Annotated in this window: 8 protein-coding genes; 4 read left to right on the forward strand and 4 right to left on the reverse strand. The window is 71.9% G+C overall.

What is annotated here, in order from left to right:
* Positions 1–141: 141 nt before the first annotated feature.
* Positions 142–3,921 carry a S8 family serine peptidase gene (locus tag PSH25_RS00925; RefSeq protein ID WP_238657120.1) on the reverse strand — a complete coding sequence of 1,260 codons (3,780 nt, stop codon included), beginning with the start codon at positions 3,919–3,921 and terminating at the stop codon, positions 142–144.
* 163 nt (positions 3,922–4,084) lie between these two features.
* Here PSH25_RS00925 and PSH25_RS00930 point away from each other — a divergent pair, with 163 nt between their 5' ends.
* On the forward strand, positions 4,085–4,333 hold the full coding sequence (locus tag PSH25_RS00930; RefSeq protein ID WP_196919617.1) for a hypothetical protein: 249 nt from the start codon (positions 4,085–4,087) through the stop codon (positions 4,331–4,333).
* Between the two features lie 55 nt (positions 4,334–4,388).
* Here PSH25_RS00930 and PSH25_RS00935 read toward each other — a convergent pair whose 3' ends face one another.
* A complete protein-coding gene (locus tag PSH25_RS00935; protein WP_238657121.1) occupies positions 4,389–5,708 on the reverse strand; it encodes an ABC transporter substrate-binding protein in 1,320 nt (439 codons plus the stop codon).
* Positions 5,709–5,846: 138 nt separating this feature from the next.
* Between PSH25_RS00935 and PSH25_RS00940 the strand changes: the two genes are divergently transcribed.
* Positions 5,847–6,680, forward strand: a complete 834-nt coding sequence (locus PSH25_RS00940) for a phosphoribosylaminoimidazolesuccinocarboxamide synthase (RefSeq protein ID WP_238657122.1) — start codon at positions 5,847–5,849, stop codon at positions 6,678–6,680.
* A gap of 15 nt (positions 6,681–6,695) precedes the next feature.
* On the opposite strand, the gene glpK is transcribed toward PSH25_RS00940, so the two are convergent.
* The gene (gene glpK / locus PSH25_RS00945; protein WP_238657123.1) at positions 6,696–8,180 is read right to left on the reverse strand and encodes a glycerol kinase GlpK; all 1,485 of its coding nucleotides are present in this window, start codon (positions 8,178–8,180) and stop codon (positions 6,696–6,698) included.
* A 106-nt stretch (positions 8,181–8,286) separates the two neighbouring features.
* Here glpK and PSH25_RS00950 point away from each other — a divergent pair, with 106 nt between their 5' ends.
* Positions 8,287–9,225 carry a ribose-phosphate diphosphokinase gene (locus tag PSH25_RS00950; RefSeq protein ID WP_112623539.1) on the forward strand — a complete coding sequence of 313 codons (939 nt, stop codon included), beginning with the start codon at positions 8,287–8,289 and terminating at the stop codon, positions 9,223–9,225.
* Between the two features lie 31 nt (positions 9,226–9,256).
* Here PSH25_RS00950 and PSH25_RS00955 read toward each other — a convergent pair whose 3' ends face one another.
* On the reverse strand, positions 9,257–9,712 hold the full coding sequence (locus tag PSH25_RS00955) for an ATP-binding protein (RefSeq protein WP_238657124.1): 456 nt from the start codon (positions 9,710–9,712) through the stop codon (positions 9,257–9,259).
* A 119-nt stretch (positions 9,713–9,831) separates the two neighbouring features.
* Here PSH25_RS00955 and PSH25_RS00960 point away from each other — a divergent pair.
* A partial coding sequence (locus PSH25_RS00960; RefSeq protein WP_238657125.1) for a DUF5931 domain-containing protein occupies positions 9,832–10,477 on the forward strand: 646 nt, incomplete at its 3' end.

A 10,477-nucleotide genomic window follows, 5' to 3' on the forward strand; every position in this document is an offset into this window, starting at 1 on the left:
GTTCAAATCCTGTCCCCGCTACCACGGAAAGTGATATGAGTCCGGCCCCCACAGTGTGGGGGCCGGACTTGTTTGGTGCCGCTGCGCAATGGTTGCCCCCGAAGGGGCCGGCACCGCGCAGGCGCCGGCCCCCCGCGGGTCCTACCGCAGGCCGAAGGCCCGGGTGACGGTCTGGGTGACGGCGTCACCGCTGCGCTGCTTGGCGGTGACCCGGATGGACACGAAGTCGGCCCGGTGCGGAGCGTTCAGCGACGCCTGCCAGGTGCCCTTCTTCTCCCTCAGGTCCTGCCGCTGCCAGGTCGCCCCGTCGTCATAGGAGATCTCCAGTTGGAGCGACGACACGGCGTCCCGAGCGGCGGTGCTGCCCACCACCACGGGCGTGATCGCGAAGTCGGTGCGGCGCTTCGTCCGACCCGCGAGGTCCACGTCCGTCCCGTAGTCCAGTTGGACCAGCGGAATGGCCTGCACCTCCGTGCTGCCGCCGGAGACGAAGCTCCACTCGGTGTGCGTGGCGGTCGAGTACGGGCTGAACTCGGGCTTGCCCCTGGTCTCGACGACGAGCCGGTACGGCAGTTTCTCCGGCGACAGGTCACCCGCGCCGACCTCCGGCCAGCCGTCGAACTGGGTCAGCAGCTTGTCGCCCTGATAGAACGTGGCGATCTGCGACATGCTGGCCCCGCCGCTGTGGGCGGCGCCCGCGTCGCCGAAGCCCTGGATGTAGGCGCTCATGGCGGTCTCACCACGGAACGGGATCTCGGTGCTGAGCAGCCGTGGCCGGGTGATGGGCCCGAACCAACGGTCCTTCTGGACGCTGCCCGGCCGGTAGGCGATGGCCTCCGTGTTGGACCGCGCCCAGTCGGCGACGTCGGCGTACTGCATCCACCTGATGCCGCCACCCGCGGATACCCAGTCGGTACGCGGCCCCGGCGCGACCGGCTCGAACGGGAACCCGCGTGCCGCCGCGTACTCGTACGGCGGAAAGTCCGTCCGCGTCTCGCTGGACTGCTTCCCGGGGGGCGGGGAGAAGGTGAGATCGATCCGGGCGAGGTTGCGCGGGTCGGTCTTGGCGGACGGATCCTGCGGCACGCCGCCACGGTGGTAGTCCACGAGGTCGTACAGGTACTTCGCCCGGGGGTGAGCGACCACGACCAGTCGTACCCCGGTGCGGCCCGCAGCGGTGATCCTCTGGATCAGCGCCTCGCCCTCGTCCATGGTCACCGAGGCCACCGGGACCGGTCCGGTCGTCACGGCGTCCGGGTTGCCGTACCAGTCGCTCTTGCGGCCCGCGCGGTCGTTGACCACGACGAGCATCGCCGCGCCGGCGGTGTGCGCCGCCGCCGCCTGATCCGTGGGGGTCACCGAGTCGTCGCCGCGCACGACCACGGCCCTGCCCCGGGCGGAGAGGCCGGCGTAGTCGGCGGTGCCGCCGACGCCCGCGAAGACCGCGTCCAGGCGCGAGGTGCCGTCGGGTAGCGGCGGGGAACCGGGCTGCACGAGCGGGTCGCTGAGGTGCCGGCCGTGGTAGCTGATCGCCAGCGGCGTCTGTTCGGCGCGGATCCGGGTGGTGAAGACGAAGCTGCCCTTCTTCACCTTGTCCCTGGTCGGCAGGGCCCACAGGCTGTCGTAGGCGGCGCCCGGCCAGAAGGTCTCGCGCAGGGCGCTCCAGTCGGTGGGTGTCGGCTCGCTGGAGGTGAAGGAGCGGTAGACGTCGATTCTGCTGTTGACGACGGCGGTCGGCTGGGGTGTCGCCACCTTGACCTGACGGGCCCGCGCGGCGTCGAGTTCCACGACCCGGTTGGTCGTCAGGTCGACCTCGGGAGCGGTCAGCATCGCGAGGCCGAGGGAGCGGGGCCCGCGCAGACCCTCCACGTCCGCCGCCGCTACGACGGTGTAGGAGCCGGGGGCCAGGCGGGCGGTGAGCTTCCCGTCCGGCACCCACATGAAGGCGGAGCCGGTCTCGGCGTTGACGACCTCGACCTCGCCGCTCATCGGCCGGCCGGCGCGGTCCTTCAGGTGGATGGTGAGGTCGTACTTCTTGGACTCGACGGCGACCCCGACGGCGGTGTGCACCTCGCCGGCCGCGAAGCGGGCCGCGACCTGGGCCGAGTACCTGCCGGCGGGAAGGCCGGCCGGGGCTACCACGACGTCGGCCGTCGCGCTCTCCCGAGCGGGCACCGTGACGCGGTCGGCGGTTGTGGTGAACGTCTGCGCGGGGGAGGCGCCCCGGTCGACGGACAGCTCCAAGGTGATCGGGCTGTCCGTGGTGTTGGTGTAGGTGATCGTCCGCTTGATCGGCGCTGGGGTGCTGCCCGGCGACCACCCGACGAGTCCGGCGTCCACCGACCCGGACGCGATGACCTGGTCCTGGTGGTAGGCGGCGGCGACGTTCAACCGACCGCTGCCGGCCTGGTAGGCGGTGTAGTCGGGCGTGCGGACGCTGGTGCTCATCAGCGCGTCCTTGAGCTGGCGCGCACTCCAGGTCGGGTGCTTCTGCACCAGCAGGACGGCCGCGCCGGCGACGTGGGGCGCTGCCATCGAGGTGCCACTGTCGACGCGGTAGTAGCCCTCACCCCAGGGAATGTGCTGCGAGCGCGCCGCCAGCACGTCCACCCCGGGAGCGGTCATGTCGGGCTTGAGGGCCTCGTCGTTCATCCGGGGCCCGACGCTGGAGAAGTCCGCCAGGTGGTCGGAGGTGTCCACCGCGCCGATGGTCAGCGCGGCGTCCGCGGTGCCCGGCGCGCCGAGGGTGTACGGATCTGGTCCGCTGTTGCCGGCGGCGACCACGAAGAGCGCGCCGGTCTCGGCGGTCAGCTGGTTGACGGCCTGGCTCAGCGGGTCGTCCTGGGTGTGCCACGCGCTCACGCCCAGGCTCATGTTGATCACTTTGGCGTGCTCGGCCCGCGCCGCCCACTCCATTCCCGCGATGATCCCCGAGATGGACCCGCTGCCGTTCTCGTCGAGGACCTTGCCGATCACCAGGTCGGCGTCGGGGGCCACGCCCCGTTCCCTGCCGCCGGAGGCGGCGCCCGTCCCGGCGACGGTGGAGGCGGTGTGGGTGCCGTGCCCGTTCCGGTCGATCACGTCCTGGCCGGGGATGAAGCTCTTGGAGGCCACCACCTGGTCGGCGAGATCCGGGTGGGTGGTGTCCACCCCGCTGTCCAGGACGGCGACCCGGACACCGTTGCCGGTGCCACCCGCGGCCCACGCCGCGGGCGCGCCGATCTGGGCGGTGGTGTCGGCCAGGGTGGCCTTCGCCTTGCCGTCGAGCCACACCTTGTCGACGCCGGCCGTGAAGGAGGGCGCCGGGGTGGCAGCGCTGCGGCCGGTCGGCGACTGCGCACCGGTGAGGGCCGACCAGAAGCCCGCGGCCTGCGCCCGGCGGGTACGGATCGCCTCACCACGGACGGAGGGGAGCTCCCGCGTGGTCTGCGCGCCCGGCAGCGTGGTGCCGGTCCTGAGCTTCGCCGAGCCCGTCGTACGGGTGACGATCAGGGGAAGTTCGGCGGTTCGCGCGTCGTCGTAGCCCTGGGCGATGAGTTGGGTGACGTCGAACAGTTGCTTGTCGAGTCGGCCGGTGGCGAGGTACGGCACCGCCTCGTCCGGGTACACATAGGTGTCCCCGCCCTCGGTGGAGATGCGTACCGAGCCGGTGGCGCCCGGCGCGCGCTTGACGTCCACCGAGGGGGTCGCGCCGTGGACGCCCGGGGTCACCGTCACCCGGTCGCCGGTGATCAGCGTGACGGTGACGGGCGTGCGGTCCGCGTTGCCGCTCGGAGCGGGTCTCGTCGGCGGCGGTGTGGGCGGTGGGGCGCCGTGCGCCGCCGTGGGGGTGAGGAGAGCGGCGACGAGGGTGACGCCGACCGCTGCCGCCGCAGATCTTCGGGTGCGAGAGATCGGCGCACTGTCTACAGAGTTGACCATGTGGCGAATCCGATCACCTCCGGAGATTCATGTAAAGATCATCATCTTTGCCGGGACGTTGCGGGCGCGTTGCGCGCTGGCCGGAGGGTTCCGGACGATTCCGGTTCCGTGATTCGGCGTGGACCGACGTGCCGAGGTTGCGCCCTTCGGCGAGGATGGGCACATGTCTTCATTCGGTAAGTGGTGGGGCCGCCTGAGCGCGGTCTTCGGTGCGGTCGTACTGGCGGTCTTCGTGCCCGTGGCGGCCTGGGCGTCCACGGGCACCGGCGAACTCGTGGTGGAGGCCGCCCGGCGGCGCAGCCGCGGCGGTTTCGGGATACTTCCGCTGCTCTGCTGCCTGGTGGTGGTCGCGATCGTCGTGTTCCTGGTGCTGCGGCTGATGCGCAACCGCCGGGGTGGTCCGCCGCGCTGACCGGGCCGGAGGCCCGACAGTCACAGGCGGCCGGCTCCGGGCCGGCCGCCGGTGCTCACACCGCCAGCGCCGCGATGGCCTGGGACAGGAAGCGCGCGGTGGCCTCACGGGTGCCGTCGCGCTTGACGCGGATGCGCTCGGCGGCGGTGACCAGCAGGGTGCGTACCTTGGCGTGCCCCCTGGGCGGCGGCGCCGGCGCCGGCCCGAGCAGGTCGGCGATGCTGGTGCCGAACGCGGCGGCACGTCGCTGGGCCGAGTCGGTGATGCTGCCCTCGGCGTAGCGGCGGACCGCGGCGCTGGCATTCAGCCCGCGCTCGTGGCCGAGGACGGTGCCAACCTCACCATTGGTGGTCAGAAAGTTGATCACGTCGGCGACCACGTCCGGGTGGCGGGTGCCCCTGAACGCCGCCCAGTACATCGACGCCCGCGCCCACTGAGCCCCCGGCGGGCCGGGGAAGCCGACGATGCCCAACTCGGATTCGGTGAGGCGTTGCAGCTCCGGTAACTGGTGCGACCAGGCGAAGGACGCGGCGGTCACCCCGTTCACCACCAGTTGCCGGGCCGGCTCGCCGCTGTCGGCCTGCTCGACCAGCGCCGCTCCCGGCGTGGCTCGCTCCCGGCGGGCCCGCTGCCACAGCTCGAACCACGCGATCAGCTCGTCCGCGCCGAAGCCGAGCTGGTTGCCCCGGTAGAACTCGCCACCCTGCGACCGCAGCCAGAGCCAGAGCGCCCGGTAGTCGCCCGACCCGTCCATGGTGCCGGCCACCCGGCCGTCGCTGGCCTCGGTGACCTGCGTGGCCCAGGAGATGTAGTCGGGCCAGGACATCCCGGTGCGTGGCTCCGGCATCTGCAGCTCCCGCAGCAGGTCCCGGTTGAACGCCACGACGGCGTGCGTCTGCCCGGCGGCCACCGCCATCGTCCGCCCCTCCACCGTGCCGTAGCGGATCAGACCCTCCGGCAGGCCCCGAAGATCCAGGTGGCGGTCGGTGAGGTCGAGGATGACCTGACGTTGGGTGTACTCGGTCAGCATGGCGTCGTCGATCTGGATCAGGTCCGGTACGTTCCCGCCGCTCGCCTGGGTGGCCAGCCGGTCGTAGTAGCCGTTGGCGCCCTGCCAGGTGACCCGGAAGGTGACCCGGGGGTTGCGATCCGAGTAGAGCCGCAGCGCCTTCTCGGTCAGCTCCGCCCGCTTGGTGCCACCCCACCAGAAGACCGACAGCTCGACGGGCCCGTCCTGGGTCGAGGTGGCGGCGCCGTCGCTGCATCCCGCCAGCCCGCCGGACGCGAGCAGAGGTGCGCCGAGCAGCGCGCTGAGCAGTCGGCGCCGGCCCGGGTCGGCGCCGAGGCGGTCGAGCGGGGGGCGAACAACGGGCACGGGGCTCTCCTGGACCTACGGGGGTGGCGGTCGGACCATTCACGCAGGCAGCGCACGAAGGTGTCAACGTCCGTCCGGTCACCCTCGGCTGGGTGGTCGAATCAGGCCCTTCCAATGTCGCGTGGTGTACTAGGGCGCGTGGAACTTCTGCACTCGGGCAAGGTTCGGGACGTCTACGCCGACGGCGACGACCTGATCCTGGTGGCCTCGGATCGCATCTCGATCTACGACGTGGCGCTGCCGACGCCGATTCCGGACAAGGGTCGCCTGCTCACCGCGCTCTCGCTCTGGTGGTTCGAGCAGCTCGCCGACCTGGTGCCGAACCACGTCATCTCGGCCACCGACGTGCCCGCCGAGTTCGCCGGGCGGGCCATCCGCTGCCAGCGGCTGGACATGCTCCCGGTCGAGTGCGTCGCCCGCGGTTACCTGACCGGCGGCGGCCTGCGGGAGTACGAGCAGACCGGAGCGGTCTCCGGCGTACCACTGCCGCGAGGGCTCGGCGAGGCGTCGATCCTGCCCGAGCCGATCTTCACCCCGTCGAGCAAGGCGCCGATGGGCGAGCACGACGAGCCCATCACGTACGACGACGTGGTGGACAAGGTGGGTCAGGCCACCGCCGAGCGGCTACGACAGATCACCATCGACGTCTACCGGCGCGGCGCCGAGCTGGCCGCCGACCGGGGCATCCTGGTCGCCGACACCAAGATCGAGCTGGGCTGGGCACCGGACGGCACCCTGGTCCTCGCCGACGAGCTGCTCACCTCCGACTCGTCGCGGTTCTGGCCGGCCGAGTCGTACCAGCCGGGCCGGGTGCAGTTCTCCTACGACAAGCAGTACGTGCGCGACTGGGCCACCGGCAGCGGCTGGAACAAGCAGGCCCCCGCCCCGGACATGCCGGCCGAGGTGGTCGAGGCGACCCGGGCTCGCTACGTCGACGTCTACGAGAAGCTCACCGGCAACCGCTGGCAGTGACCGCCGCGGTGGCGGTCACTCCACCCAGTCGAGGGTGCGCCGCACGGCCTTGCGCCAGTGGCGCAGCTCCCGGTCGCGCAGGTCCGGGGCCATGGCCGGCTCCCACTGCGCGTCGGGACGCCACTGCGCCCGCAGGGTGGCCAGGTCCGGCCAGAAGCCGACCGCCAGGCCGGCCGCGTACGCGGCGCCCAGGCAGGTGGTCTCGGTGATCCGGGAACGGACCACCGGCACGTCGAGCACGTCGGCGAGGAACTGCATGAGCAGGCCGTTGGCGGTCATGCCGCCGTCCACCCGGAGACGGCGCAGCGCCACATCCGAGTCGGCGTTCATCGCGTCGACCACCTCGCGGGTCTGCCACGCCGACGCCTCCAGCACCGCACGCGCCAGGTGCCCCTTGGTGATGTAGCCGGTCAGGCCGGCGATCACCCCGCGCGCGTCGCTGCGCCAGTGCGGGGCGAACAGCCCGGAGAACGCCGGCACCACGTAGCAGCCGCCGTTGTCGTCCACGGTGCGGGCCAACTCCTCCACCTCGGCGGCCGTGGAGATCAGCCCGAGGTTGTCCCGCAGCCACTGCACCAGTGAGCCGGTGACCGCGATGGCGCCTTCGAGGGCGTACGCCGGTGGTTGGTCCTTGATCCGGTAGGCGACCGTGGTGAGCAGGCCGTGCGTCGACGGGACCGGGCTGGCACCGGTGTTGAGCAGCAGGAAACTGCCGGTGCCGTAGGTGCACTTCGCCTCACCCGGCTGGAAGCAGGTCTGCCCGAACAGGGCGGCCTGCTGGTCGCCGAGCGCACTGGCCACCGGCACCCCGGCGAGCACCCCGGCGGCGGTGCCGTACACCTCGGCGGAGCAGCGGATCTGCGGCAGCATCGCCGCCGGAACGCCCACCGCGTCCAGCAGTTCCGGCGCCCAGTCCAGGGTCGTGAGGTCCATCAGCATGGTCCGGCTGGCGTTTGTCACGTCGGTGACGTGCTCGCCGGTCAGCTTCCAGATCAGCCAGCTGTCCATGGTGCCGAAGAGCACCTCGCCGCGCTCGGCGCGCTCGCGCAGGCCGTCGACCTCGTCGAGCAGCCAGCGCAGCTTCGGCCCGGCGAAGTAGGTGGCCAGCGGCAGGCCCGTGCGGGCCCGGAACCGCTCCTCGCCGTACGCCGAATCCAGCTCGCGCAGCAGCGGCCCGGTCCGGGTGTCCTGCCAGACGATGGCGTTGGCCACCGGCCGGCCGGTGGCCCGGTCCCAGACGACTGTGGTCTCCCGCTGGTTGGTGATGCCGACGGCGGCCAACCCGGTCGCGTCGGTGCCCGCGGCCCGCAGCGCCTCGGCGACCACCTGCTGGACGTTGTCCCAGATCTCCTCGGCGTCGTGCTCCACCCAGCCCGGCCGGGGGAAGATCTGCCGGTGCTCACGCCGGGCCACGGCGACGATGTCCCCGGCCCGGTCGAAGACGATGCACCGCGAGGAGGTGGTGCCCTGGTCGATGGCGGCGACGTACTGGGGGGTCACCGCAGCACCGTACCCGGACGGCGGCGCGGCGCGACAGGCGTCACGGTGGGTGGGTTCCGGCCCGCCGCCGCTGGCGGCCCATCCGCTTCGCCTACGATGTGCGAACGTGCGCGACATCGCAGTTTTCAGTGGAACCGCCCATCCCGACCTGGCTGCCGAGATCTGCGCCCACCTGGGGGTGCCCCTGCACCCGGTGCGGGTCTCCCGGTTCGCGAACGACTGTCTGGAAGTCCAGTTGCAGGCCAACTGCCGGGAGCGGGACGTCTTCCTGATCCAGCCGCTGGTGCCGCCGGTGCAGGAGCACCTGGTCGAGCTGCTGCTGATGATCGACGCCGCCCGGGGTGCCTCCGCCGGTCGGATCACGGTGGTGCTGCCGCACTACGCGTACGCCCGTTCTGACAAGAAGGACGCGCCGCGGATCTCGATCGGCGCCCGGCTCGTCGCTGACCTGCTCACCTCGGCCGGAGCGGACCGGGTGCTCGCGATGACCCTGCACTCGCCGCAGGTGCACGGCTTCTTCAGCGTTCCGGTGGATCACCTGCACGCGTTGCGGGAGTTGGCCACCCACTTCCGGCGCTACGACCTCAGCAACACCGTGGTGGTCTCACCCGACCTGGGTAACGCCAAGGAGGCGGCGGCCTTCGCCCGGCTGCTCGGCACGCCGGTCGCGGCCGGGGCGAAGCAGCGGTTCAGCGACGACCTTGTCAAGATCAGCGCGGTGATCGGCGACGTGGCCGACCGGGACGTCATCGTGTTGGACGACGAAATCGCCAAGGGCAGCACGGTGGTCGAGCTGATGGAGCATCTGCGTGGCCTGAAGGTCCGGTCGATCCGGCTCGCCTGCACGCACGGCCTCTTCTCGGGCGACGCGTTGCAGCGGCTCAGCGACCAGGACGGCGTCCTGGAGATCGTCTGCACCAACACGGTGCCCATCCCGGCCGCCAAGCGGGTCCCCAAGTTGCAGGTCCTGTCGGTGGCCCCGGCCCTGGCCGAGGCGACCCGCCGAATCCACAACGGCGAATCCGTCTCCGCGCTCTTCGCCTGACCCGCAAGGCGCGGTTGGCACGGGGGCGCGGTCAGCGCGGGGTGTGTTTGTGGTTGGTCAGGCCGGTGCTGATCCGGACGGTGGTGCCGGCGGTGCCGGTGACGACCTCCATCGCGTCGGTCAGCTCGCGGGCCAGCCAGAGGCCCCAGCCGCCGGCGGTGTCCGGGGCCGGCCGACTGCGGTCGCCCAGCCGCTGCGGGCTGATCCCGTGCCCGTGATCGGCGACCTCGCAGACCAGCACACCCGACTCGTGCCAGAGTCGCAACCAGCCGCGCCCGCCGCCGTGTCGCACCGCGTTGGTGATCAGTTCGTTGATCGCGAGCACGAAGTCGTCCAACCGTTGGCCGCTCAGACCAGAGGCATGCGCGCAGGAGGTGACCGAGTGTCGAATCTCGGTCACCTGAGCCTGGTCGAAGGCTTCGGCGATCAGGAGGGCAGGTTCGATGGGCACAACCGTACGCGGTGCGTGCGGGTCTGCGTTCGTCATGGGCCCGTCCCGGCGGCGCATCTCGGAGTATTTCGCGGCTTTTCCACCGTACGTCAGGGTTTCCTGAACCGCACTCGCTGCTCGCCGTGCGGCGGCCCGGTTGTGGCATCCTGACCGCCATGCCGTCGCCGCCGGGTGGGTTCGAGGTGCCGCTGTGGCGCGCGCTCACCGTGTTCAGGCTGGCCTCCCTGGCGTACGTCTGCGCGCTCGCGGTGCGCGACGCCGACCGGTACGCCCACCCGTACGCCGTCGGCGTCCTGATCCTGCTGATGATCGCCTGGACCGGGGCGACCGCGATCGGGTACGCCCGACCGGCCTGGCGGCGCTGGCCGCTGCTGCTGGCCGACCTCGGGGTGGTGGTGGCCATCGTGCTGGCCACCCCGTGGGTGGTCGGTCGGACGGCGCTCACCCACGGCGTACCCACCCTGGGGGTGGCCTGGATGGCCGGGCCGGTGCTGGCCTGGGCCGTCTCCGGCGGCCGGCGGCGGGGCACCGTCGCCGCGTTGCTGGTCGCCGGCGCGGACCTGGCCACCCGGGAACGGATCGGCCAGTCCTCGTTCACCGGGGTGATCCTGATGCTGCTCGCCGGGGTGGTGGTCGGGCACGTGGCCCGGTTGGCGGCGAGCGCCGAGGAACGGTTGCAGCGCGCGGTGGAGTTGGAGGCCGCCACCCGGGAGCGGGAGCGGCTGGCCCGAGGCATTCACGACTCGGTGCTCCAGGTGCTGGCGCTGGTGCAGCGGCGCGGCGCCGACCTGCCCGGGGAGG

It is taken from the genome of Micromonospora foliorum, assembly GCF_022229015.1.
GTDB lineage: Bacteria > Actinomycetota > Actinomycetes > Mycobacteriales > Micromonosporaceae > Micromonospora > Micromonospora foliorum.

Bases quoted from the DNA above. Each gene is read 5' to 3' on its own strand.
- PSH25_RS00925 (WP_238657120.1), bottom strand. From the start codon at position 3,921: ATGGTCAACTCTGTAGACAGTGCGCCGATCTCTCGCACCCGAAGATCT.
- PSH25_RS00955 (WP_238657124.1), bottom strand. From the start codon at position 9,712: ATGACGAACGCAGACCCGCACGCACCGCGTACGGTTGTGCCCATCGAA.
- PSH25_RS00930 (WP_196919617.1), top strand. From the start codon at position 4,085: ATGTCTTCATTCGGTAAGTGGTGGGGCCGCCTGAGCGCGGTCTTCGGT.